This is a genomic window from Salmonella sp. NW645, from assembly GCF_051703725.1.
Lineage (GTDB): Bacteria > Pseudomonadota > Gammaproteobacteria > Enterobacterales > Enterobacteriaceae > Salmonella > Salmonella enterica.
The window spans coordinates 1-25,074 of sequence record NZ_JAMMKR010000009.1 but is presented as its reverse complement, the minus strand read 5'-3'; the positions used below and the strand labels follow the sequence as shown (position 1 = coordinate 25,074).

Here is a 25,074-nt window from a genome sequence, read left to right as displayed (position 1 = left end):
TGACAGATTAACGCCACCAGTGCGCGATTTGCCAGCCAAGCCGCGCCGCCACGCGCGCCGATGCGCCATCTTCATCAAAGCGTGGATTAAATTCAACCAGATCCGCCGCCTGTAATTTTCCGCTGCGGCAAACCGGCTCAATTAAACGCAGAACCTGTATCAGCGGCACGCCCAGCGCTGCGGGAGCGGAGACGGCCGGCATTTCCCAGACAGGCAATACGTCGAGATCGATAGTCAGATAAATTTTATCCACCTTGTCGATAAACTGCGTCATCTGCGCCAGTGCGTCATGGCAGTCCAGATCCTCCACCACGGTAACATTCCGCCACTGCGCTTCCCGCCACAACGCCTGTGTATTTGCCGCACGGCTCACGCCGAAACAGGCATAATGAAACGCGCGGCTCTGCGCGTCGCATAGCTGCGCCAGTTGACGAAACGGCGTCCCGGATGTTGCCCGGTCGGTCTGACGGAGATCCAGATGCGCATCAAGATTAATGATCCCTACGCTTTCCTGCGCAAACGCGTCCAGCACCCCCGCGCCATGTCCAAACGCGGTTTCATGCCCGCCGCCCAGTACCAGCGTGCGCATCCCGGCCCGCAGACAGCGGCTTACCGCATCGCGCAAGGCCTGCTGCGCGCCTTCCAGATCGGGCGTCGGCGCAACCCAATTGCCTAAATCCACCAGCCGTTCATGTCCCTGGTGGCTGGCCATATTCGCCAGCGCTTTACGCAACGCGTCCGGGCCGCCTGCCGCGCCGGGACGCCCTGCATTGCGTTTTACCCCCTCGTCGCAGGCAAATCCCATTAACGCGATCTTTTGCTGCCAGTTTTCGGGGGAAAAGGTCTCGCTGCGCGTGACGGTCTGAAACAGACGCCGCGCATCCGGCGCTTCTATACTGTCATCGCGCCCCTGCCAAAGCGCCGGAGAAGCCGGATACCATTGCGTCATGAGATTTTTCCTCTGTATACCCGCTGATATAAAGGGTTACGCCCCGGCTCATACACTATCTCTACCGGCTGTTCAGCATCCCACACCACAAAATCCGCCCGGTAGCCGGCCCTGAGCTGCCCATGCGTCGCCTGTCTTCCCAGCGCGCGAGCGGCATGGCGCGTAACGCCCGCCCATGCCTCTTCCGGCGTCAGACCAAACTGTACGCAGGCCATATTCATCGCCAGATGCAAGCTGCAAAACGGGCTGGTGCCGGGATTGAAATCGCTGGCGACGGCGACAGGCACCTGATAGCGGCGCAGCAGTTCCACCGGCGGGCGCTGCGTCTCGCGCAGAAAATAAAACGCGCCGGGCAACAACACGCCGACAGTACCGCCGTCACGCATCGCCGCGACGCCCGCTTCATCAAGATATTCGATATGATCCGCCGATAAACCCTGATAACGACTCACCAGCTGCGCGCCGCCCAACAGCGAAAGCTGCTCAACATGGCCTTTAACGGGAATACCTAACGCCTTCGCCGTCTGCAATACGCGCTCACTCTGCGCCACATTAAAGCCGACGCTCTCGCAAAAGAGGTCTACCGCATCAAATAACCCTTTTTGCCAGAGCTGCGGAATCATCGTCTCGCAGACCAGAGTGATGTAGCCGTCCGGGTCGTCACGATACTCCGCTGGCGTAGCATGAGCGGCAAGTAGCGTGGGGCTAATGTCGATAGCGTTTTCGGCGGCAAGTTTTGCAGCGACGCGCAACAGCTTTTCTTCTGTCGCCAGCTCCAGACCATAGCCGGATTTAATCTCCAGCAGCGTAACGCCTTCGCTGGCAAGGCGCATCATGCGTTCGCGCGCCAGCAGGTAGAGCGTCTCTTCTGCACAGGCGCGGGTTGCTGATACCGTCGCGTTAATGCCGCCACCCTGAGCGCTAATATGCTGGTATGACGCGCCGTTAAGCCGCTGTTCCCACTCTGCGGCGCGGTTACCGGCAAACACCAGATGCGTGTGGCAATCGATAAGTCCCGGGGTTACCAGTCGTCCCTGCATATCATGGATATTGTCCCCGCTGACAGGAAGCTGCGTCTCTGGCACGATATCGCAAATATGCCCTCCGCGTACAATCAGCGCCTGGTTATCCACCAGCCCGTACGGGGCTTGCCGCTGCGGGTCCATTGTCGCCAGCCTGATGTTTCGCCAGACAGTATCGCCCGGTAAAAGTTGCCGCATTCCTGTCGCTCTCTTGCCTGTCATGAGTTGTATAGACATTTATTTTCTTTCTGCTCCGGGTTGTCAACTCAAAGCGCGAAAGTTGTTGCTTAATTGTGATAAAACTATCTGATGCTACAGGTGTTTCCAGCCTGAAAAGGAACTTTTTACCTTTTCGCCTTCCCGTTTCGTTCAACTTAGTATAAAAAAGCAGGCTTCAATGGATGTCATTTAACTTTTTCAAGCCCGGAGCAACCTGTGAATACATTATCGGTTTCCCGTCTGGCGCTGGCACTGGCTTTTGGCGTGACGCTGAGCGCCTGTAGCTCTACGCCACCCGATCAGATCCCTTCCGATCAAACCGCGCCTGGCACCGCCTCGCGCCCAATTCTGTCGGCAAATGAAGCGAAAAACTTCGTTGCGGCGCGCTATTTTGCCTCCCTGACGCCGAATACCGCCCCGTGGTCGCCGTCGCCGATTACCCTGCCCGCACAGCCTGACTTTGTGGTGGGGCCGGCAGGTACGCCAGGCGTTACGCACACCTCAATTCAGGCCGCGGTCGATGCGGCAATGGTTAAACGCACGAACAAACGCCAGTACATTGCTATTATGCCGGGCGACTATCAGGGGACCGTGTATGTTCCCGCCGCGCCGGGAAGTCTGACCCTGTACGGGACCGGTGAAAAACCGATCGATGTGAAAATTGGGATGGCGATTGATGGTGAAATGAGTGTCGCTGACTGGCGCCGCGCGGTGAATCCCGGCGGGAAATATATGCCTGGTAAACCCGCCTGGTATATGTTCGATAACTGCCAAAGCAAACACGCCGCGACGATCGGTGTGATGTGTTCTGCCGCGTTCTGGTCGCAGAATAACGGTCTGCAGCTACAAAATCTGACCATCGAGAACACGCTGGGCGACAGTGTCGATGCCGGAAACCATCCGGCGGTGGCGTTGCGTACCGATGGCGACAAAGTCCAGATTAACAAGGTCAATATCCTTGGCCGCCAGAACACCTTCTTTGTGACCAACAGCGGCGTGCAGAACCGTCTGCAAACCGATCGCCAGCCGCGTACGCTGGTGACGAACAGCTATATTGAAGGCGATATGGATATGGTGTCCGGACGCGGCGCCGTGGTGTTCGATAACACCAACTTCCAGGTCGTCAACTCCCGCACACAGCAGGAAGCCTACGTCTTCGCCCCGGCGACGCTGTCCAATATTTACTATGGCTTTTTGGCGATCAACAGCCGCTTTAACGCCTCCGGCGATGGCGTTGCGCAGCTTGGCCGCTCGCTGGATGTCGACGCCAACACCAACGGTCAGGTAGTGATCCGCGACAGCGTGATTAACGAGGGCTTTAACGTTGCCAAACCGTGGGCCGACGCGGTCATCTCGAAACGTCCGTTTGCCGGAAATACGGGAACCGTGGATGACAAAGGCGAGGTGCTGCGTAATCTGAACGACACTAACTACAACCGCATGTGGGAATACAACAACCGCGGTGTAGGCAGTAAAGTGGTGGCGGAACCTAAGCAGTAATCGCCGTTCCGGTTCAGGCTTATAAACGGGCCGCCGCAGCAGATGTGGCGGCCCGTGGTTTTACTGCAAGTGATGTTTATTGAAATTAATCAGGCATCCTGCCCTGGTGAGCTCCAGCCCGCCGCCCTCCGGCACACAGCGCTTTAGTACGCGTTCACCACAACCCACATTGGCCCCTGGCCGACGGCATAACGACCTTTTTCCGTCAGCAACCCCTGAGTGCCCGTAATTTCATAGACCGCGATATGATGTGATTTTTGACCCGCTGCAATCAGGTATTTCCCGCTGTTGTCGATATTAAAGCCGCGCGGTTGGGCTTCCGTCGGCTGGAAGCCTTCAACGCTCAGTACGCTGCCGTCTTCGGAGACACTAAAGACGGTAATCAGACTGGCGGTGCGGTCACAGGCATACAGATGCCGTCCATCCGGCGTAATATGAATATCCGCCGCCCAACGGGTATCGGAAAAATCGGCGGGCATCATATCCAGGGTTTGTACGCACTCTATCTCGCCATGCGGATTTTTAAGCTGCCAGACATCCACCGAACTGTTCAGTTCATTGACGCAATACGCATATTGTCGATTCGGGTGGAAGACCATATGACGCGGGCCTGCCCCTTCAACTGTATTTACTTCCGCCGGCTCCTGGGCCACCAGATGGCCGTCATCGCTTAGCGTAAACAGACAAATGCGATCCTGTTTTAGCGCAGGCACCCACAGGGTACGGTTATCAGGCGTAATATTTGCCGAGTGGCAGCCGTCCAGCCCTTCCACCACATCCACCAGCTCAACCGGCAGGCCATCCTGTAAGCGCGTCACGCTGACATTACCGGCGTTATACGATCCGACAAAGACAAAACGACCATGATGATCGGTAGAAATATGGGTCGGGCTACCCGGCAGGGCGGATTCGGCGGCAAACGTCAGCGCGCCATCATCCGGCGCAATACGATACGCCAGGACACGAAACTCCGGGCGTACGCCGACATAGAGGTAGCGTTTATCCGGACTGACCACCATCGGCTGAACCTGACCGGGCACATCCACGACCTGCACCAGCGTCAGCGTCCCTTCGTGGTTCAGGCTCCAGACGTGAATTTGCTGACTCTCAGGGCTGGCGGTATAGACTGTTTGTTTCATGAATACTCCTTTGCATATGGCATGTAGCTGCAATAACAGGACACAGCTTAACGTAGTCGCTTTTGACGGCGAATGCTGAATTCAGACGCAGAATTTTGTCTGCTTACCGTCCCGGTGTACCATGCCGACAGACGGAATTATTACTCTTAATCTGGAAAAAATTATGACTGCACGCGTGATTGCCCTCGATTTAGACGGAACGTTATTAACCCCGCATAAAACCTTACTCCCCTCCTCGCTTGACGCGCTATCACGCGCCAAAGAGGCGGGCTTTCAACTTATCATTGTCACTGGTCGCCATCACGTTGCTATTCATCCTTTTTATCAGGCGCTGGCGCTGGAAACACCTGCTATTTGCTGCAACGGCACCTATTTGTATGATTATCAAGCTAAAACTGTCCTGGATGCCGATCCTATGCCCGTGGATAAGGCGTTGCAGTTGATTGATTTACTGGATGAGCATCAGATTCACGGCCTGATGTATGTTGATGACGCTATGCTTTACGAACACCCAACCGGTCACGTCGTGCGTACCTCCCGGTGGGCGCAGACCTTGCCGCCGGAGCAACGTCCGACCTTTACACAGGTCTCTTCGTTGGCGCAGGCGGCGCGCGACGTGAATGCCGTGTGGAAGTTTGCGCTTACCGATGAAGATATTCCCAGACTACAGCGGTTCGGTCAGCATGTTGAACAGGCGCTTGGCCTGGAGTGCGAATGGTCATGGCACGATCAGGTGGATATCGCGCGCAAAGGCAACAGTAAAGGCAAGCGCCTTACCCAGTGGATAGAAGCGCAGGGAGGGTCAATGAAAAATGTGATCGCTTTCGGCGATAACTACAACGACATCAGTATGCTGGAGGCGGCAGGCACCGGCGTTGCGATGGGCAACGCCGATGAGGCGGTGAAAGCGCGCGCTGACGTTGTGATCGGCGATAACACTACCGATAGCATCGCCAAATTTATTTACACCCACCTGCTATAGTCAGGCGGTGATAGAAACGCTTTTCACCTGCGCGTAAAGCCACAGGCCAGGCTTGATATTCAGCTCATCCCTGGCCCACGGGCTTATTCGCGCCCACAGCGTTCTGCCGCCTATCTCAAGCTGGACTTCCACCTGTCCGTTATCGTCATAACAATTCGCCACTTTTGCCCGCAATACGTTGCGGATACTGGTCTGCTGCGGCGGCTGTAGTACCAGCGAGACATCCGACGCCTGTATACGAATACGCAGTGTGGATTGCAGCGGCTGATTGAGTTTATTTACCCACAGGTGCTGGTCGCCAAGCGCCAGAGCGGTCATGGCATAATGCGGGTGATGCTCCAGCACGCTGACTTTCAGAATACTGCTCTGTTGCTCTTTCGGCAGCCACGGGTGCATAACGCTGCTTCCCCAGACCTCCTCCAGCGGGCCAAACGCTTTAACCTGTCCATCCTCCAGCACCATGACTTTATCCGCCAGGTGGAGAATTTCATCGAGAGAATGGCTGACATACAGCATGGGAATATTGATTTCCCGCGCCAGCCGTTGCAGGTACGGCAGTAATTCGCGTTTTCGCGGGATATCCAGCGAGGCCAACGGTTCGTCCAACAGCAGCAACTCCGGGGCGGTGAGCAATGCCCGGCCTATCGCTACGCGCTGTTTTTCTCCGCCGGACAGGCTCCCCGGCAGGCGATCAAGCAACGCTTCAATTCCCAGCAGCGACACCAGCTTATCAAACTGACCGGTCATGCTTTTCGCCATACCGTAGCGCAAATTGCCGCGTACTTTGTAATGGGGGAACAGGCGCGCATCCTGGAAAACATAACCGATGCGGCGCTTTTCCGGCGTTAAACAGATACCGTTTTCCGCGTCATGCAACACCCGACCATTCAGCGCGATGCGTCCTTTTTGCGGGCGAGTCAAACCGCTGATGGCATTAATCAGCGAGGTTTTTCCCGCGCCGGAGACGCCAAAGATAGCCGTGATCCCACTGGCTGGCAGCGTTTCGTTGAGGGTTAAACAGTGCGTTCCCAGCGTCTGGGAAAAATTAAGCTCCAGCATGGTTAGCGCCCCGTCCGTTCACGGCTAATCCGCGCCAGCCATTCAGAAATCAACAGCGAAATCAGCGCTAATACAATCGAAATCACGCACAGCCTCGCCGCCGCGCTCTCCCCGCCAGGCGTCTGAATCAAAGTATACATGGCGGAAGGTATGGTGCGGGTTTCGCCCGGAATATTGGAAACAAAGGTAATGGTCGCGCCAAATTCGCCAAGCGAACGGGCAAACGCCAGCACCGTACCAACAATAATACCCGGCAGGGTAAGCGGTAAGGTGATAGTCAGAAAAACGCGCCAGCGCCCGGCGCCCAGCGTTCTGGCGGCCTGTTCAAGCTTGATATCCACCCCCTCCAGCGCCAGCCGAATGGCCCGCACCATCAGCGGGAAGGACATCACCGCCGCCGCCAGCACGGCGCCGCGCCAGCTAAAGGCAAACGTGAGACCGAACCAGTCATACAGCCACTGGCCAATAAACCCGCGTCGCCCCATCGACACCAGCAGCAGATAGCCGACCACCACCGGCGGCAGCACCAGCGGCAGATGCAGGACACTATCAAGTAAGGCTTTGCCCGGAAACCGGCATCGCACCAGTAACCAGGCAAAAAAGATCCCAAACGGCAGGCTAAACAGCACGGCCAGGGAAGACACTTTCAGGCTAAGAAGGACAGCCTGCCATTCTGGATCGGTCAGTATCATTACTTCGTCGTAAATCCATAACGTTTAAAGATTGTCGAGGCCTGCGGTCCTTTCAGGTAATCATAGAACGCGCTGACGGCCGCATTTTTATGCCCCTCCACGATAGCGATGGGGTATTCCACTTTTTTATGTGAATCTTCCGGGAACGTCGCCACCACGTTGACCCCCTTGCTGGCGACCGCATCAGAACCGTATACAATGCCTAAAGGCGCTTCGTTACGTTCGACCAGCGCCAACGCACCGCGCACATCCTCGCCCGGCGCCAGTTTCGGTTCAAGCGTTTGCCATGCGCCCAGCTTTTGCAGCGCTTCTTTGGCATAAATTCCCGCCGGTACGTGTTGCGGATCGCCCACCGCCAGACGCCCGCCGTTCAGCAGATGAATCCAGTCCGTTTTGTTGTCGATGGTAAACGGTTTCTGCTCGCTGGCTTTCGGCGCTACCACTACCAGGCTATTGCCAAGCAATGTTTCGCGCGTCGTGGTATCCACCGCTTTTTTATCGGCTGCGTAATCCATCCATTTCTGGTCAGCAGAGATGAACAGATCCGCCGGCGCGCCCGCTTCTATCTGGCGCGCCAACGTTGAAGAGGAGGCGAATGAGGAGACCACATCCACATTTTTCTCTTTTTTATATTCTGCCGCAATGTCTTGCATCGCGTTCGTTAGCGACGCGGCGGCGAATACGGTGATCTTGCCTTCATCCGCCAGCGCATGACCAGCGATGATGAAAGATAATGTCGCCCCTGCGACCAGGCGTAACCAGGAATGCGCCATCTGTAACTCCTTGTGCGTTTCGTTATGTAAACGACAATATAACGATAATCTCAGGGGTTTCCCAGCGGTTATTCATACCCATTAACGATTAAACACAGAAAATATCGGCAGGAAAAGCAGGATCTTGAGTAACAAAAACGCCCGACTGAGCGGGCGTTTGGGGAAATCAGCGGTTCTGTCTGGACTGGTCTTTCTGACCGATACCGGAAAAAATGTTGAACACCTCACCCAGACCGTAAATCAGACCGAGGATGATGGCCATCACTACCGGTACCATGATGACGGCGAATACCAGACTTTTTAATAACTCTAACATGGGCAACTCCAGATATAGTCCTTTTTGTATTTTAACCGCATCACACAGAAAAGCACTCCCCTTTTGTGCGGTCGGCTTTGCGCTGACGCGCTTTTCAGTCACAATAGTCTTTTTACCAGGAGCTGGTTATGCAGGCCGAAATCCTTCTTACCCTGAAACTTCAGCAAAAGCTTTTTGCCGATCCCCGACGTATCTCTCTGCTGAAACACATTGCGCTTTCCGGCTCGATTAGTCAGGGCGCGAAAGACGCGGGAATCAGCTATAAGAGCGCCTGGGATGCGATAAACGACATGAACCAGCTTAGTGAACATATGCTGGTTGAACGCGCAACGGGCGGCAAAGGCGGCGGCGGCGCGGTATTAACCCGCTATGGTCAGCGTCTGATCCAGCTTTACGATTTGCTGGGCCAAATTCAGCAAAAAGCGTTCGATGTGTTAAGCGACGATGACGCCCTGCCGCTTGACAGTCTGCTGGCCGCTATTTCCCGCTTTTCACTGCAAACCAGCGCCCGAAATCAGTGGTTCGGCACCATTACCGCCCGCGATCGCGATCAGGTGCAACAGCATGTCGACGTACTGCTGGCCGACGGCAAAACGCGGCTCAAAGTTGCGCTGACGGCGCAAAGCGGCGAGCGTCTCGGCCTGGAGGAAGGTAAAGAAGTGCTGATCCTGCTAAAAGCGCCGTGGGTTGGCATTACCCGGGATGCAGCCGTTGCGCGCGCCGCTGACAATCAGTTGTCGGGAACGATCAGCCATATCGAGCGCGGCGCGGAACAGTGTGAAGTGTTGATGGCGCTGCCGGACAGCCAGACGCTGTGCGCTACGATACCGACTGCGGATGCCGCCACGTTAAAGGAAGGCGATGACGTGATTGCCTGGTTTAATGCGGACAGAGTGATTATTGCAACGTTGTGCTAAGCACATTGACATCCGTTGCCGAAAGACGTATCCCTGTCATTCATCGCTGCAAAAAATGGGATGCAAAATGTCATCGTTGCAAATTTCGCAAGGCACGTTTCGTCTGAGCGATACAAAAACACTTCATCTGGATTCGCTGACGCTCAATGCGGGCGATAGCTGGGCATTCGTTGGGGCTAACGGGAGCGGGAAGTCGGCGCTCGCCCGCGCGCTGGCGGGTGAACTGCCATTATTAACAGGCGAGCGCCAGTGTCAGTTTACCCGCATTACTCGTCTGTCCTTTGAACAATTGCAAAAGCTGGTCAGCGATGAATGGCAACGTAATAACACCGATATGCTCAGTCCTGGCGAAGACGATACCGGGCGCACTACCGCGGAAATTATTCAGGATGATGTTCACCATCCTGCCCGCTGTGCGATGCTGGCGCAGCAGTTCGGCATTTCCGCTTTACTCAACAGGCGTTTTAAATACCTTTCTACCGGCGAGACGCGAAAAGCGCTGCTGTGTCAGGCGATGATGTCTGAGCCGGAGTTATTGATCCTTGATGAACCGTTCGACGGGCTTGACGTGACCGCCCGTCAACAACTGGCGCAACGCCTGACGGCGTTGAACCAGGCGGGTATTACCCTGGCGCTGGTACTCAACCGTTTTGATGAAATCCCGGACTTCGTGCAGTTTGCCGGCGTGCTTGCCGACTGTACGCTGGCGGAAACCGGAACGACGACAGAGTTACTGCAACGGGCGTTGGTCGCTCAACTCGCGCACAGCGAGCGTCTGACAGACGTACAATTACCCGAACCGGACCAACCTTCCGCCCGCCATGCGTTACCCGATGGCGAACCACGGATCGTACTTAACGATGGCGTAGTCTCGTATAACGATCGCCCTATCCTCCACCACCTAAGCTGGCGAGTAAATCCAGGCGAACACTGGCAGATCGTCGGTCCTAACGGAGCGGGTAAGTCTACGTTGCTTAGCCTTATTACTGGCGATCATCCGCAAGGCTACAGCAACGATCTTACGCTGTTCGGGCGGCGGCGAGGAAGCGGCGAAACAATCTGGGATATCAAAAAACATATCGGCTACGTCAGCAGCAGTTTACATCTGGATTACCGCGTCAGTACCACGGTACGCAATGTCATTCTCTCCGGCTATTTCGATTCTATCGGCATTTACCAGGCCGTTTCAGACAGGCAACGAAAACTGGCGCAACAGTGGCTGGATATTCTGGGAATCGATAAGCGCACGGCGGATGCCCCTTTCCACAGTCTCTCCTGGGGACAGCAGCGGCTGGCGCTGATCGTGCGCGCGCTGGTTAAACATCCGACAGTGTTGATTCTGGATGAACCGCTGCAAGGGTTGGATCCGCTGAACCGCCAACTGGTACGCCGTTTTGTGGATGTATTAATTCGCCAGGGAGAGACCCAACTGCTGTTCGTTTCCCATCATGCAGAGGATGCGCCTGCCTGTATTACCCACCGACTGGAATTTGTACCAGAGGGCGAAAGCTATAAGTACGTTTCCGGACGATGCAATAATTAAATGTATTATCAGAATGGCGCCGCGCGCCATTCTGGAACCGCTCTCCTTTTATTAAGAATAATAATAACGGTCGATAAGCTTACTATCTCTTGAATCGCTGACCGCCTCATTGTCATAATAATCCTGAAATTTTCGACAATGATGTCGTATGTGAATATAAGGGATTTATTATGGCTTTTCGTTTTCTACAAATAATACTATTTTTACTGGCAGCCATGTTATTTTGCCCCGGCAGTTATGCTGAGCAAAAGCCGACCGCTGCGCAGGAAGCACGTAAAACCGCCGTTGAGGTCGCTGTTGAAGGCATGAGTCGCGCCGCCGTTGCGGGTCCGACAAAAATTAGTTTAGGTGATAAAGCCACGCTTAATCTGCCGGAAGGATTTACCTGGATACCCGCAAAAGAAGCGGCGGTATTTATGCGTGAAATTGGTAACTATGTTGACGATGAATATTTTTACGGTCTCGTATTTAAAAAGGAAATGAATGGATTTATTTCTATCGAATATGATGATTCTGGTTATGTAAAAGATGATGATGCAAAAAATTGGGATGCCGATGAATTAATGGATAACCTGCGCAAAGGCACAAAAGAAGCGAATAAAGATCGTATTGCAAAAGGCATTGAGCCGATAGAAATTATTGGCTGGATCGAGAAGCCTACCTACGATGCAACCAATCATCGTCTGATCTGGTCCGCCGCCATCCATGATATCGGCACCAACGAACCACTGAATGAACAAGGCGTGAACTACAACACCTATCTGCTGGGACGTGAAGGCTATTTTTCTTTAAATCTGGTGACCGACAGAGGTTCTGTTGACCACGAAATCCCTCTGGCGAAAAGAATTCTCAGTTCCGTCAAGTTCAACCCTGGACAACGCTACGCTGACTTCAACGAATCAACGGACAAAATAGCGGAGTATGGGCTCGCCGCGCTGATTGGCGGTATCGCGGCCAAAAAAGTAGGTCTGCTTGCTATGCTCGGTATCGCGTTGCTTAAATTCTGGAAAGTGACCGCCATCGGCGTCGTCGCCGTCGGGGCGCTCGCCAGGAAGCTACTCTCGCGTAAAAAAGACTGACAGCCCCTGCCCCGTCCGTTTCATTTCCAGGCGCATAACGCGCCTTTTTTTCGGATAAAAAGCAGAAGCATTCTCAAGCCAGATGATTTGTAATCATTTAATCGATACAAATGCGTAAAATCACCAGCGTGTAAACGATTCCACTAATTTATTACATGTCACACTTTTCGCATCTTTGTTATGCTATGGTTATTCCATACCATAGGCTTAACGGAGCGAATTATGAGAGTATTGGTTACAGGTGGTAGCGGTTACATTGGAAGTCATACCTGCGTACAATTGCTGCAAAATGGTCATGACGTCGTCATCCTCGATAACCTCTGCAACAGCAAGCGCAGCGTGCTGCCCGTTATTGAACGTCTGGGCGGTAAGCACCCGACCTTTGTCGAAGGCGATATTCGCAACGAAGCGCTTATAACCGAAATTCTGCACGATCACGCGATTGATACCGTGATTCACTTTGCCGGCCTGAAAGCCGTCGGCGAATCGGTCGCCAGGCCGCTGGAGTACTATGACAACAACGTCAACGGTACGCTGCGGTTGGTCAGCGCCATGCGTGCGGCCAACGTTAAAAACCTTATTTTTAGCTCCTCCGCCACCGTTTATGGCGATCAGCCCAAAATTCCTTACGTCGAAAGTTTTCCTACCGGCACGCCGCAAAGCCCCTACGGCAAAAGTAAATTGATGGTAGAACAGATCCTCACCGATCTGCAAAAAGCCCAGCCGGAGTGGAGTATTGCGCTGCTGCGTTATTTCAACCCGGTCGGCGCGCACCCGTCGGGCGACATGGGAGAAGATCCGCAAGGTATTCCGAATAACCTGATGCCCTATATCGCCCAGGTCGCCGTGGGTCGTCGCGAATCGCTCGCCGTTTTCGGCAATGATTACCCGACCGAGGATGGCACCGGCGTACGCGATTACATTCACGTTATGGACTTAGCCGACGGGCACGTCGTGGCGATGGAAAAACTGGCGGACAAATCCGGCGTACATATTTATAACCTCGGCGCGGGTGTCGGCAGTAGCGTCCTGGATGTGGTCAACGCCTTTAGTAAAGCCTGCGGTAAACCCATTAATTACCACTTCGCGCCGCGCCGCGACGGCGATCTCCCGGCGTATTGGGCAGATGCCAGCAAAGCCGATCGCGAGCTGAACTGGCGCGTCACCCGCACGCTTGACGAAATGGCGCAGGACACCTGGCACTGGCAGTCACGCCATCCGCAGGGATACCCAGATTAAGGACGTTGTTATGACCCCATTTAATCCCATCGATCATCCGCATCGCCGTTATAACCCGCTTACCGGCCAGTGGGTTCTGGTTTCGCCGCATCGCGCAAAACGCCCCTGGCAAGGGGCGCAGGAAACGCCGTCTCAGCAAATGCTGCCGGCCCACGATCCGGACTGCTTCCTGTGTGCGGGCAATACGCGTGTCACCGGCGATAAAAATCCCGATTACAAAGGGACTTACGTCTTTACTAACGATTTCGCGGCGCTGATGGCCGACACGCCGGATGCGCCGGACAGCCACGATCCGCTGATGCGCTGCCAGAGCGCGCGCGGCACCAGCCGCGTGATCTGCTTTTCTCCCGATCACAGTAAAACGCTGCCGGAGTTGAGCCTGCCCGCGCTGACGGAAATCGTCAGAACCTGGCAGACGCAGACCGCCGAGTTAGGCAAAACCTATCCGTGGGTGCAGGTCTTTGAAAATAAAGGCGCGGCGATGGGCTGTTCGAACCCGCATCCGCATGGACAGGTCTGGGCCAACAGCTTCCTGCCGAATGAGGCCGAACGCGAAGATCGTTTACAAAAAGCCTACTTCGCCGAGCAGCGCTCGCCAATGCTGGTGGATTATGTCCAGCGGGAACTGGCGGACGGCAGCCGCACCGTGGTCGAAACCGAACACTGGCTGGCGGTGGTGCCTTACTGGGCGGCGTGGCCGTTCGAAACGCTACTGTTACCCAAAACGCATGTCCTGCGCATTACCGATTTAAGCGACGAGCAGCGCGACTCTCTGGCGCTGGCGTTGAAAAAGCTGACCAGTCGTTATGACAACCTGTTTCAGTGTTCCTTCCCCTACTCAATGGGCTGGCACGGCGCGCCGTTTAACGGTGAAGAAAACGCACACTGGCAGTTGCACGCGCACTTTTATCCGCCGCTGCTGCGCTCTGCGACCGTCCGTAAATTTATGGTCGGCTATGAAATGCTGGCGGAAACCCAGCGTGATTTAACCGCAGAACAAGCGGCTGAACGCCTGCGCGCGGTCAGCGACATCCATTTTCGCGAATCCGGAGTATAAAAATGAATCTGAAAGAGAAAACGCGCGCGCTGTTTGCTGAAATTTTCGGCTACCCTGCCACCCACACGATTCAGGCGCCAGGCCGCGTCAATCTGATCGGCGAGCATACTGATTACAATGATGGTTTTGTTCTGCCCTGCGCTATCGATTACCAGACCGTAATTAGCTGTGCGCCGCGCGACGATCGTACCGTACGGGTGATTGCCGCCGATTACGACAATCAGGTGGACGAATTTTCACTGGAGGCGCCGATCGTGACCCACGATAGCCAGCAGTGGTCTAACTATGTGCGCGGCGTAGTGAAACACCTGCAACAGCGTAACAACGCGTTTGGCGGCGTGGATATGGTCATCAGCGGCAATGTGCCGCAGGGCGCCGGGTTAAGCTCCTCCGCTTCGCTGGAAGTGGCGGTGGGCACCGTCTTCCAGCAGCTTTATCACCTGCCGCTGGACGGCGCGCAAATTGCGCTCAACGGACAAGAGGCCGAGAACCAGTTTGTCGGCTGTAACTGCGGCATTATGGATCAGCTCATCTCTGCGCTCGGCAAAAAAGATCATGCGCTGCTGATTGATTGCCGTACGCTCGGCGCCAAAGCGGTTTCCATGCCGAAAGGTGTCGCCGTGGTGATCATCAATAGTAACTTTAAGCGCACTCTGGTGGGCAGCGAGTATAATACCCGCCGTGAACAGTGCGAAACCGGCGCCCGTTTCTTCCAGCAGCCGGCCCTGCGCGATGTCAGCCTTGAGGCGTTCAATGCCGTTGCCAGCGAACTGGACCCGGTAGTCGCAAAACGTGTTCGCCATGTATTGAGCGAAAATGCGCGCACCGTTGAAGCGGCAAGCGCGCTGGAGAAAGGTGATTTGCAACGTATGGGCCAACTGATGGCGGAGTCCCATGCCTCAATGCGCGATGATTTCGAAATTACCGTCCCGCAGATAGACACGCTGGTAGACATCGTCAAAGCGACCATCGGCGATCAAGGCGGCGTGCGCATGACCGGCGGCGGCTTCGGCGGCTGTGTTGTCGCGCTGATCCCGGAAGATCTGGTTCCCGCTGTTCAGCAGGCCGTTGCGCAACAGTACGAAGCGAAAACCGGAATCAAAGAAACCTTTTATGTATGCAAACCGTCACAAGGAGCAGGACAGTGCTAAATGAAACGCCCGCACTGGCCCCCGATGGTCAACCGTACCGCCTGCTAACCCTGCGCAACAGCGCAGGGATGGTGGTAACGCTGATGGACTGGGGAGCCACTCTTCTTTCCGCCCGTATACCGCTGTCTGACGGCAGCGTTCGGGAAGCATTACTGGGCTGCGCCAGCCCGGAACACTACCCTGAACAGACGTCGTTCCTCGGCGCCTCTATTGGCCGTTACGCGAACCGTATCGCCAATAGCCGCTATACGTTTGCCGGCGAAACCGTACAGTTAAGCCCAAGCCAGGGCGAGAACCAGCTACACGGCGGACCGGAAGGCTTTGACAAGCGCCGCTGGCAAATTGTGAACCAGAACGATCGCCAGGTATTATTCGCGCTCACCTCTGATGACGGCGACCAGGGCTTTCCTGGCCATCTTTGCGCCACGGCGCAATATCGTCTGACCGATGACAATAGAATCTCCATCACCTACCGGGCGACGGTCGATAAACCCTGTCCGGTGAATTTGACCAACCACGTCTATTTTAATCTGGACGGCGATCGGACCGACGTGCGCCAGCATAAGCTGCAAATTCTGGCGGATGAGTATCTGCCGGTAGATGAATCCGGTATTCCACGCCAGGGGCTAAAATCGGTAGCCAATACCTCGTTTGACTTCCGGATGCCAAAAATCATTGCCAGCGAATTTCTCGCCGATGACGATCAGCGCAAGGTTAAAGGCTACGATCATGCTTTCCTGCTACAGACGCAGGGTGATGGCAAAAAGCCGGCGGCCCGTCTGTGGTCACAGGATGGAAAGCTACAAATGATGGTTTACACCACCGCCCCGGCGCTACAGTTTTATTCCGGCAATTATCTGGCGGGTACACCTTCCCGCGGGCCGGAACCTTATGCCGACTGGCAAGGGCTGGCGCTGGAGAGCGAACTGCTGCCGGACAGCCCGAATCATCCTGAATGGCCGCAGCCTGACTGTATCCTTCGCCCTGGCGAGGAGTACGCCAGCCTGACCGAGTATCAGTTTATTCCGTTCTAACGATATGCCGCTACATGCCCGATGACGCAAGCTTATCGGGCCTACGCGCCATTGCCCTGCTCAAACCTCCACCACTTAAAGACAAAATCGCAACTCTGAGTTCACAAGAACCTTACACTGCGCCACTATTTTCGCTATGGTTATGCGTAAGCATTGCCGCCAACACCTCGCGGCAATATAATGAGAATTATTATCATTACATATGATTTATAGGAGTGAGAGTATGGCTGTAACTAAGCTGGTTCTGGTACGTCACGGTGAAAGTCAATGGAACAAAGAGAACCGTTTCACCGGCTGGTATGATGTTGACCTGTCTGAAAAAGGCGTAAGCGAAGCAAAAGCAGCGGGTAAACTGCTAAAAGAAGAAGGTTTCAGCTTTGATTTTGCCTACACTTCCGTACTGAAACGCGCTATCCATACGCTGTGGAACGTACTGGATGAACTGGATCAGGCGTGGCTGCCGGTGGAAAAATCCTGGAAACTCAATGAACGTCACTATGGCGCGTTGCAGGGGCTGAATAAAGCGGAAACGGCAGAAAAATATGGTGACGAGCAGGTTAAACAGTGGCGCCGCGGTTTTGCCGTGACGCCGCCGGAACTGACTAAAGATGATGAGCGTTATCCGGGTCACGATCCACGTTATGCCAAACTGAGCGAGAAAGAGCTGCCGTTGACCGAAAGTCTGGCGCTGACCATCGACCGCGTTATTCCTTACTGGAACGACACCATCCTGCCGCGTATGAAGAGCGGTGAGCGCGTGATCATCGCCGCTCACGGTAACTCATTGCGTGCGCTGGTGAAATACCTGGATAACATGAGTGAAGATGAGATTCTTGAGTTAAACATCCCGACCGGCGTGCCGCTGGTGTATGAGTTCGACGAAAACTTCAAGCCGATCAAACATTACTATCTGGGTAACGCTGACGAAATCGCCGCGAAAGCGGCTGCCGTGGCGAATCAGGGTAAAGCGAAGTAATCACCTTTGCCGGATGGCGGTATAACTGCCTTATCCGGCCTACGAGCAATGGGTAGGCCGGATAAGCGCAGCGCCATCAGGCAATATGTCTTAAACAGCGATCACGCCGTCCAGCACCACCTGCAATTTCCCCTGCGAACAGCGCTCCACGCGTCCTCGTACCCGGTACACTTCAGCCAGACGCTCCGCAGTAATCACCGTCTCCGGCGCGCCGCTGGCGACCAGCCTGCCGTCTTTTAGCATCAGGACATGGTCACCATGACGCAGTGCAATATTAATGTCATGCGCCACGACTATCGTCACTCTATTTTGCGCCTGGGTATCCCGACGCACGAGATCCATTACGTGAAACTGATAGTTTAAATCCAGCGCGCTGAGCGGCTCATCCAGCAACAGAAGTTCAGGGCGACGAATCAGCGATTGCGCCAGACCCACTAACTGCCGCTGACCGCCGGAAAGCTGGTCGAGATACTGCAACGCCAGATGCGTTATGCCTAATTGCTCAAGGATAGCCAGTATCTGCGCTCTGCCCTGCGCATTGTCTCTGCCGCCTGATGCCCGCAGTACCACGATAATCGACTCCAGTACATGCAGATGCACGCCCTGCGGTAATGACTGCGGCAAAAACACAACTTTCTGCGCCCGCTCGGCAAACGATAACGACATGAGATCTTCGCCATCAAGCAGCGCCTCGCCGTCGGCGTTATTCAGCCCGGCCAGCGAACGTAGTAACGTCGATTTACCACAGCCGTTCGGCCCCAGCAAAATGGTAATTTTCCCGCGCGGCAGTAAGGGAACGTTGAGATCTGCAATAACCGGCTGAGTGGAATAGCCGGCGCTAAATGAGCGGAGCATTAACCCGCGCATCAGAGACTCCCCCGATGTCGCAATACAATGCTTAAAAAGAACGGAACCCCGACCAGCGAGGTGACAATCCCCACCGGCACCATGACGCCCGGAATACTATTTTTCGCCGCAATAGAGGCCAGCGATAACACCAGCCCGCCTATCAGCACGCTGCCCGGAAGGTAGAAACGGTGATCTTCCCCCAAAAGTATTCGCGCAATGTGCGGCGCAACGAGACCAATAAAACCAATCGGCCCGACGAAAGCTACCGTCAGCGCTGATAACAAGCTGATACGCAACAATGACAGCAGGCGTAAACGGCGGACATGAATCCCAAAGCTCATCGCCCTCTCTTCGCCCAGACGTAATGCCGTAAGTTGCCAGGCGCTTCGTAACGCGCAAAAAAGCACAGCAATAAACACCACGGCCAGTACGCCCAATTTTTCCCACGACGCGCGGACCAGGCTCCCCATCGTCCAGAATACCAGCCCCTGCAGCGTATCTTCATCAGCCACAAACTGCATAATGGCGACCAACGCGTTAAAGGTGAATACCAGCGCAATACCGAACAACACCACTCCGGATGCGGCGACGCCTGTCCAACGGGTAATACCGTCCAGGAGTAACGCGGATAAAAGCGCAAAGATGAACGCATTGGCCGGGATAAACCAGGCGGCAGGAATACCGGGAATACCGATCCCCAACACAATCGCCAGCGCAGCGCCAAAAGCCGCCGCGGACGATACGCCAAGGGTAAACGGCGTCGCCAGCGGATTATTTAAAATGGTTTGCATTTCGGCGCCCGCTAACCCTAACGCCATGCCTACCAGCAGCGCCATCAGGGCATAGGGTAAACGAATATCCCAGACAATAACGTGTATGCCCGCATTCACCTTTTCCGGCTGGAAAAGGGCCTGCCACAGCGCACTGAGCGGTAAACCAGAAGACCCACAGGTTACATCCACCATCAGTGAAGCCATCATCGCCAGCGCAATAGCTAACATGAGCACGGCCCGTTTTCGTATGATCTGGCGATAGCGCGGAATGACGGGCGTGGAAGCGAGACCGGGGGCTAAAAGTGATTTGTCCTGACAGGTCATGGTTCGGGCTACGTTATTAATCAGAGGAGAATTATAGCGCCGAATTATTTCGTTATATATTTATTTATATTTCGATTGATGACACGGTGGCCTATCTCACCGGTTTCCAAATAAAAAACCGGCCTTACGGGCCGGTTTAAGACGTAATGAAGATTAGCCGCGACGGGCTTTTACCGCTGCCGACAACTGACGAAGCAGCGCATCGGTATCTTCCCAGCCAATACAGGCGTCAGTAATGCTTTTACCGTAGGTCAGCGGCTGACCGCTTTCCAGACTCTGGTTTCCTTCTACCAGATGACTCTCTACCATCACGCCAATAATCGCTTTTTCACCGCCCGCTATCTGCTGACAGACATCGGCGCAAACCTCCATCTGCTTTTGAAATTGCTTACAGGAGTTGGCATGGCTGAAATCGATCATGACCTGCGGCGTCAGTCCCGCTTTGGTGAGGCCTTCTTTCACCTCAGCAACATGTTGCGCACTATAGTTTGGCGCTTTACCGCCGCGCAGAATGATATGGCAGTCGCCGTTGCCGCTGGTATTCACAATCGCCGAATGACCCCATTTAGTGACGGAGAGGAAGCAATGCGGCGCGCCGGCGGCGTTGATGGCGTCAATGGCGACTTTAATCGTGCCATCAGTACCATTTTTAAAACCGACCGGACAAGAGAGGCCAGACGCCAGTTCGCGATGAACCTGGGATTCAGTAGTCCGCGCGCCAATGGCACCCCAGCTCATCAGATCGGCCAGATATTGCGGCGTGATCATATCGAGGAATTCGCCGGCGGCAGGCAGGCCGCTGTCGTTAATATCCAGCAGCAGTTTGCGCGCAATACGCAGACCGTCGTTAATCTGGAAGCTGTTATCCATGTGCGGATCGTTAATCAGCCCTTTCCAGCCGACGGTAGTACGCGGTTTCTCAAAATAGACGCGCATGACAATTTCAAGCTCGCCTTGAAGCTCATCGCGTAGCGCCAGCAAACGGGCGGCATACTCTTTCGCCGCTGCCGGATCATGAATTGAACAAGGACCGATCACCACCAGCAGACGATCGTCATTGCCTTTGAGAATTTTATGGATGGCTTTGCGCGCGTGAGCAACGGTATTTGCTGCATTTTCCGTAGCGGGAAACTTTTCCAGCAGCGCGACCGGAGGTAATAACTCGTTGATTTCTTTAATGCGTAAATCGTCGTTCTGATAATTCATGTTTATTCCAGTGTTGCCGTACTTATCCCAATGAATGCAATCCCTCCAATCTATCTCTTCAATTAAATAGTGTAAACGGGCTTTTACACTTTGAACGGAATAATCCTGGAATTCAGGAAAAAAACGCACAAATGTAGCGAAAAATGGGATCTAACCTACACTTTTTAACTGTAACCACTCTGTTTATGAATTATTGCAAGATTCTCTGCTGCGTTAACCTGCGGCGGCGAACGCTTTTTATCCCTTATTTGAGGATTTGACTGACACGTGCACTGTTGGAAGAGGTTATCCGACATATCCACCATAACAGGAGCATCTTATGAAAATGACAAAACTGACTACGCTTTTACTGACCGCTACCCTCGGCCTTGCCAGCGGCGCAGCGTTAGCTGCTGAATCTAACGCGCAATCCAGTAATGGCCAGGCGAACTCGGCGGCAAATGCCGGTCAGGTTGCCCCGGACGCCCGCCAGAATGTTGCGCCGAATGATGTGAATAACAACGACATCAATACCAACGGCAATACTAACAGCACGATGCAGCATCCGAACGGTTCAACCATGAATCATGACGGAATGACCAAGGATGAAGAGCATAAAAATACCATGTGTAAAGAAGGTCGCTGCCCGGATATTAATAAAAAAGTGGAAACCGGTAATGGCGTCAATAATGACGTGAATACCAAAACCGACGGTACCACACAGTAATGCAGAAAAAAGTCTGATAACGGGAGAGCTTTCGCTCTCCTTTTTATTTTGTCAGCGAAAAATCAGTATGATGTCTACAGTATTGATGAGAATAACAAAGGAATGACGTTATGGCGCACTCACACTCTCATGCCGATTCACACCTGCCGAAAGATAATAATGCTCGTCGCCTGCTTTTCGCCTTTATCGTCACTGCCGGATTTATGCTCCTTGAGGTGGTGGGCGGGATACTCTCCGGCTCTCTGGCGTTGTTGGCGGATGCGGGACATATGCTCACCGACGCGGCGGCCCTTCTCTTTGCGCTGCTGGCGGTTCAATTTTCCCGTCGTCCCCCGACTGTTCGCCACACTTTTGGCTGGCTAAGACTCACCACACTGGCGGCCTTTGTGAATGCCATTGCGTTGGTGGTCATTACCCTTCTCATTGTCTGGGAGGCGATAGAGCGCTTTTACACGCCACGTCCGGTGGCGGGCAATCTGATGATGGTGATTGCGGTCACGGGTCTGCTGGCGAACCTGTTTGCATTCTGGATTCTCCATCGGGGAAGCGATGAAAAAAACCTGAACGTGCGCGCTGCCGCGCTACATGTGATGGGCGATTTGCTGGGTTCCGTCGGCGCAATAGTCGCCGCGCTGATCATTATCTGGACGGGCTGGACGCCAGCGGACCCGATTCTCTCTATTCTGGTTTCGGTACTGGTGTTACGCAGCGCCTGGCGTTTGTTAAAAGATAGCGTCAACGAATTGCTGGAAGGCGCGCCGGTTTCACTGGATATTAATGCCTTACAGCGCCATTTAAGCCGGGAAATCCCCGAAGTCCGCAACGTACACCATGTGCATGTCTGGATGGTCGGCGAAAAACCGGTCATGACATTGCACGTTCAGGTCATTCCGCCACACGACCATGATGCGCTGCTGGAACGTATCCAGGATTTCCTGATGCACGAATACCATATTGCGCACGCCACGATTCAGATGGAGTATCAAGTGTGTCACGGCCCGGACTGTCACCTGAATCAGACGCCATCCGGGCATGTTCATCACCATTAACGGGAAAACGCGCGCGATCCTCGCTCCCGCGCGCTGTTTATCCACAGGCGGCTACCGTTCACGGCGATAAATGTCAGGATCAGATATTCCAGCGACATCGCATAGACGCCCTGCAAAGCAAAAATCACCACACTGATCACGTTGATTACCACCCACAGGAGCCAGTTTTCGACATATTTGCGTGTCATCAGAATCATCGCCGCGATAGACAGCACCATCATGCAAGAGTCCCAGAACGGGAAGGCGTCCGGTTGCAGTACGGGCATTGTCACCTGTAATCCCAGCATCTGCATAATGGCGACGGCCACGCGCGTCAGGACGGCGAATACGGGATCGATATATCGCGTCATCAAACCGATAGCTATCACACATATCGCCAGCCATGCCATTGCTTTTGGCAACGGCAGCCAGCGGATTTTAAGCTCGGCTTGATTATCCTTTGTTTGCCGCGACCACGCATACCAGCCATAAATATTGGCGGCAAAGAAAAAGAGTTGCAGCAACAGGCTGGCATAAAGCTGGATCTGAAAGAAAATAATCGCAAACAGGGTGACGTTAACCAGTCCAAAAAAGTAGTTGCTGATCTTCTCCAGACTGGCAAGCCAAATACAGAGCAGGCCGGCGATGGTCCCTACCGCTTCGATCCACGAGAGATCGTACCCGCCAGCGCCAATCGGAATATGAATCAGTATGTTGTGCGTACTAAAAAAATCCATTCTATCCCCCAAAGATTTCCGTCTTTACGCCCGAAGTGTAGTCGCAAAATCCAGCATCCGGTTGAGGGGCAGTAATGCGCCCTCGCGTAGCGCCGCATCAACCTGTATTTCATGCGCCGCGCCTCCCTGCTCCAGCCCTTCAGCAATGGCTTTCAGGCCATTCATCGCCATCCACGGACAGTGCGCGCAGCTACGGCAGGTCGCCCCCTCGCCAGCCGTGGGCGCTTCAAGCAGCTCTTTTTCAGGCACCGCCTGCTGCATTTTGTAGAAGATGCCGCGATCGGTCGCCACGATAAGCTGTCTGTGCGGCAGCGTTTTTGCCGCCTTAATAAGCTGACTGGTGGAGCCCACCGCATCGGCCATCTCGACAATGGACTGCGGCGATTCAGGGTGAACCAGAAGAGCGGCATCGGGATAGATTTTTTTTAAACGGGTCAACGCCTGGGTTTTAAACTCGTCATGCACGATACACGCCCCTTGCCAACACAGTACATCGGCCCCGGTCTGTTTTTGCACGTAATTCCCCAGGTGTCTGTCCGGCGCCCAGATAATTTTTTCCCCCAAACTATCCAGATGCTCAATCAGTTCTACGGCGATACTGGAGGTCACAACCCAGTCCGCACGCGCTTTAACAGCAGCCGAGGTGTTAGCATAGACCACTACGGTTCTGTCAGGATGCGCATCACAAAAAGCGCTAAATTCGTCTATTGGGCAGCCTAAATCCAGCGAACATTCCGCCGCCAGGGTAGGCATAAGAATGGTTTTTTCCGGGCTGAGGATTTTGGCGGTTTCCCCCATAAACCGTACGCCCGCTACCAGTAACGTGGATGCGGCGTGCTTCGCGCCGAAACGGGCCATTTCCAGCGAGTCGGAAATACAGCCGCCGGTTTCTTCTGCCAACTGTTGAATTTCCGGATCGGTGTAGTAGTGCGCCACCATCACAGCATCCCGTTCGCTGAGGAGTCGTTTGATTTTCTCACGATAAAATTGCTTTTCATCGTCGTTCAACGGCGTTGGTTTCGGCGGGAACGGGTAGATTGCGGCTTGTGGGTCAAACATTACGCTCATCGTGGTTTCTCGTTTTACTGACTTAACGAAACAACCGAATGAAAGCGTAATAAACGCCACAATCGGTTAATTTGTTTTATATGCTAAACAAGATAGCTGATTCAATAAGGAAAGTCACAATAATTACGTAGCCCCGTATCTGATGGCGGCGTAACGTCTTATCAGGCCTACGTGAGCGGTGCCGTCTGTAGGCCTGATAAGCGCAGCGCATCAGGCAAGACCCGAACCTGCGGCAGGTTCGAATCTTCCATATTGCAGATAGCAAAAAGGTGCCTTTAGGGCGCCTTTTTACATTGGTGGGTCGTGCAGGATGACTCGGCTTCGCCTCGCCCTACGGGCCGTCGCTGACGCAACGTTATCCTTCACGCTCAACATCTGAGTTTGATGTTAAATTGGTGGGTCGTGCAGGATGACTCGCTTCGCTCGCCCTTCGGGCCGTCGCCGTAAACGGCTCCGTTGTCTCACTGCGTTCGACCCGAACCTGCGGCAGGTTCGAATCTTCATATTGCAGATAGCAAAAAGGCGCCTTTAGGGCGCCTTTTTACACTGGTGGGTCGTGCAGGATGACTCGCTTCGCTCGCCCTTCGGGCCGTCGCCGCAAGCGGCTCCGTTGTCTCACTACGTGAGACCCGAACCTGCGGCAGGTTCGAATCTTCTATATCGCAGATAGCAAAAAAGCGCCTTTAGGGCGCTTTTTTACATTGGTGGGTCGTGCAGGATTCGAACCTGCGACCAA

Annotated in this window: 24 protein-coding genes and 2 other RNA genes; 12 read left to right on the top strand and 14 right to left on the bottom strand. The window is 54.2% G+C overall.

Annotated elements, in window-relative coordinates:
- Positions 1 to 7: 7 nt before the first annotated feature.
- Positions 8 to 949 (bottom strand): formimidoylglutamase, encoded by a 942-nt coding sequence (gene hutG, locus NA389_RS18080; RefSeq protein WP_000195690.1) that lies wholly within the window; start codon positions 947 to 949, stop codon positions 8 to 10.
- Positions 946 to 2,169, bottom strand: coding sequence for an imidazolonepropionase (hutI, locus tag NA389_RS18075; RefSeq protein ID WP_001249492.1), 1,224 nt, complete (start codon positions 2,167 to 2,169; stop codon positions 946 to 948). Before hutI ends, hutG begins: the two co-directional genes overlap by 4 nt.
- A gap of 237 nt (positions 2,170 to 2,406) precedes the next feature.
- Here hutI and NA389_RS18070 point away from each other — a divergent pair, with 237 nt between their 5' ends.
- Positions 2,407 to 3,690 (top strand): putative acyl-CoA thioester hydrolase, encoded by a 1,284-nt coding sequence (locus NA389_RS18070; RefSeq protein WP_079917093.1) that lies wholly within the window; start codon positions 2,407 to 2,409, stop codon positions 3,688 to 3,690.
- 143 nt (positions 3,691 to 3,833) lie between these two features.
- Here the strand turns inward: NA389_RS18070 and pgl are convergent, their stop codons facing one another.
- Entirely contained in the window at positions 3,834 to 4,829 is a 996-nt protein-coding gene (gene pgl, locus NA389_RS18065; RefSeq protein ID WP_000815468.1) for a 6-phosphogluconolactonase, read from the bottom strand.
- A gap of 163 nt (positions 4,830 to 4,992) precedes the next feature.
- On the opposite strand from pgl, the gene NA389_RS18060 reads away from it, so the two are divergent.
- The gene (locus NA389_RS18060) at positions 4,993 to 5,811 is read left to right on the top strand and encodes a pyridoxal phosphatase (RefSeq protein WP_001748281.1); all 819 of its coding nucleotides are present in this window, start codon (positions 4,993 to 4,995) and stop codon (positions 5,809 to 5,811) included.
- On the opposite strand, the gene modC is transcribed toward NA389_RS18060, so the two are convergent.
- From modC to NA389_RS18040, 4 genes are all read right to left on the bottom strand, one after another.
- Positions 5,812 to 6,870, bottom strand: a complete 1,059-nt coding sequence (modC, locus tag NA389_RS18055; protein WP_000891710.1) for a molybdenum ABC transporter ATP-binding protein ModC — start codon at positions 6,868 to 6,870, stop codon at positions 5,812 to 5,814.
- Between the two features lie 2 nt (positions 6,871 to 6,872).
- Positions 6,873 to 7,562 (bottom strand): molybdate ABC transporter permease subunit, encoded by a 690-nt coding sequence (gene modB / locus NA389_RS18050; RefSeq protein WP_000604026.1) that lies wholly within the window; start codon positions 7,560 to 7,562, stop codon positions 6,873 to 6,875.
- The gene (gene modA / locus NA389_RS18045; protein ID WP_000951406.1) at positions 7,562 to 8,335 is read right to left on the bottom strand and encodes a molybdate ABC transporter substrate-binding protein; all 774 of its coding nucleotides are present in this window, start codon (positions 8,333 to 8,335) and stop codon (positions 7,562 to 7,564) included. The genes modB and modA overlap by 1 nt, the downstream gene beginning before the upstream one ends.
- Before the next feature lie 166 nt (positions 8,336 to 8,501).
- Positions 8,502 to 8,651, bottom strand: coding sequence for an AcrZ family multidrug efflux pump-associated protein (locus NA389_RS18040; RefSeq protein ID WP_000891513.1), 150 nt, complete (start codon positions 8,649 to 8,651; stop codon positions 8,502 to 8,504).
- Between the two features lie 128 nt (positions 8,652 to 8,779).
- Between NA389_RS18040 and modE the strand changes: the two genes are divergently transcribed.
- From modE to gpmA, 8 genes are all read left to right on the top strand, one after another.
- Positions 8,780 to 9,568: a molybdenum-dependent transcriptional regulator gene (gene modE / locus NA389_RS18035; protein ID WP_001147419.1), complete on the top strand. Its 789-nt coding sequence runs from the start codon at positions 8,780 to 8,782 to the stop codon at positions 9,566 to 9,568.
- 67 nt (positions 9,569 to 9,635) lie between these two features.
- On the top strand, positions 9,636 to 11,111 hold the full coding sequence (gene modF / locus NA389_RS18030; protein WP_000096921.1) for a molybdate ABC transporter ATP-binding protein ModF: 1,476 nt from the start codon (positions 9,636 to 9,638) through the stop codon (positions 11,109 to 11,111).
- Positions 11,112 to 11,281: 170 nt separating this feature from the next.
- Positions 11,282 to 12,190 (top strand): DUF2167 domain-containing protein, encoded by a 909-nt coding sequence (locus NA389_RS18025; protein ID WP_079917092.1) that lies wholly within the window; start codon positions 11,282 to 11,284, stop codon positions 12,188 to 12,190.
- A 222-nt stretch (positions 12,191 to 12,412) separates the two neighbouring features.
- Positions 12,413 to 13,429, top strand: coding sequence for a UDP-glucose 4-epimerase GalE (gene galE, locus NA389_RS18020; protein ID WP_001265465.1), 1,017 nt, complete (start codon positions 12,413 to 12,415; stop codon positions 13,427 to 13,429).
- A 10-nt stretch (positions 13,430 to 13,439) separates the two neighbouring features.
- The gene (gene galT / locus NA389_RS18015) at positions 13,440 to 14,486 is read left to right on the top strand and encodes a galactose-1-phosphate uridylyltransferase (RefSeq protein WP_000187473.1); all 1,047 of its coding nucleotides are present in this window, start codon (positions 13,440 to 13,442) and stop codon (positions 14,484 to 14,486) included.
- Positions 14,487 to 14,488: 2 nt separating this feature from the next.
- On the top strand, positions 14,489 to 15,637 hold the full coding sequence (gene galK, locus NA389_RS18010) for a galactokinase (protein ID WP_001049372.1): 1,149 nt from the start codon (positions 14,489 to 14,491) through the stop codon (positions 15,635 to 15,637).
- Positions 15,631 to 16,671, top strand: a complete 1,041-nt coding sequence (gene galM / locus NA389_RS18005; protein ID WP_000931425.1) for a galactose-1-epimerase — start codon at positions 15,631 to 15,633, stop codon at positions 16,669 to 16,671. Before galK ends, galM begins: the two co-directional genes overlap by 7 nt.
- Positions 16,672 to 16,894: 223 nt before the next feature.
- The gene (gpmA, locus tag NA389_RS18000) at positions 16,895 to 17,647 is read left to right on the top strand and encodes a 2,3-diphosphoglycerate-dependent phosphoglycerate mutase (RefSeq protein ID WP_000301554.1); all 753 of its coding nucleotides are present in this window, start codon (positions 16,895 to 16,897) and stop codon (positions 17,645 to 17,647) included.
- Positions 17,648 to 17,737: 90 nt separating this feature from the next.
- Here gpmA and NA389_RS17995 read toward each other — a convergent pair whose 3' ends face one another.
- The 3 genes from NA389_RS17995 to aroG all read right to left on the bottom strand — a co-directional run bounded on the left by NA389_RS17995 (position 17,738) and on the right by aroG (position 20,799).
- Positions 17,738 to 18,514 (bottom strand): ABC transporter ATP-binding protein, encoded by a 777-nt coding sequence (locus NA389_RS17995; protein ID WP_001214710.1) that lies wholly within the window; start codon positions 18,512 to 18,514, stop codon positions 17,738 to 17,740.
- Entirely contained in the window at positions 18,514 to 19,593 is a 1,080-nt protein-coding gene (locus NA389_RS17990) for a FecCD family ABC transporter permease (RefSeq protein ID WP_000128340.1), read from the bottom strand. Before NA389_RS17990 ends, NA389_RS17995 begins: the two co-directional genes overlap by 1 nt.
- Before the next feature lie 153 nt (positions 19,594 to 19,746).
- A complete protein-coding gene (aroG, locus tag NA389_RS17985; protein ID WP_001109234.1) occupies positions 19,747 to 20,799 on the bottom strand; it encodes a 3-deoxy-7-phosphoheptulonate synthase AroG in 1,053 nt (350 codons plus the stop codon).
- 319 nt (positions 20,800 to 21,118) lie between these two features.
- On the opposite strand from aroG, the gene NA389_RS17980 reads away from it, so the two are divergent.
- Together NA389_RS17980 and zitB are read left to right on the top strand one after the other, a co-directional pair.
- A complete protein-coding gene (locus NA389_RS17980) occupies positions 21,119 to 21,505 on the top strand; it encodes a YbgS-like family protein (protein ID WP_000784382.1) in 387 nt (128 codons plus the stop codon).
- Between the two features lie 110 nt (positions 21,506 to 21,615).
- Positions 21,616 to 22,554, top strand: a complete 939-nt coding sequence (gene zitB / locus NA389_RS17975) for a CDF family zinc transporter ZitB (RefSeq protein WP_000951256.1) — start codon at positions 21,616 to 21,618, stop codon at positions 22,552 to 22,554.
- On the opposite strand, the gene pnuC is transcribed toward zitB, so the two are convergent.
- From pnuC to NA389_RS17955, 4 genes are all read right to left on the bottom strand, one after another.
- Positions 22,551 to 23,270 carry a nicotinamide riboside transporter PnuC gene (pnuC, locus tag NA389_RS17970; protein ID WP_000345366.1) on the bottom strand — a complete coding sequence of 240 codons (720 nt, stop codon included), beginning with the start codon at positions 23,268 to 23,270 and terminating at the stop codon, positions 22,551 to 22,553. The two genes, zitB and pnuC, sit on opposite strands and share 4 nt — an antisense overlap.
- Positions 23,271 to 23,294: 24 nt before the next feature.
- Positions 23,295 to 24,338 (bottom strand): quinolinate synthase NadA, encoded by a 1,044-nt coding sequence (gene nadA, locus NA389_RS17965; protein WP_000115351.1) that lies wholly within the window; start codon positions 24,336 to 24,338, stop codon positions 23,295 to 23,297.
- Between the two features lie 393 nt (positions 24,339 to 24,731).
- Positions 24,732 to 24,856: non-coding RNA, RtT sRNA (locus NA389_RS17960), on the bottom strand.
- 29 nt (positions 24,857 to 24,885) lie between these two features.
- A non-coding RNA gene (locus tag NA389_RS17955) (RtT sRNA) lies at positions 24,886 to 25,011 on the bottom strand.
- Positions 25,012 to 25,074 lie beyond the last annotated feature (63 nt).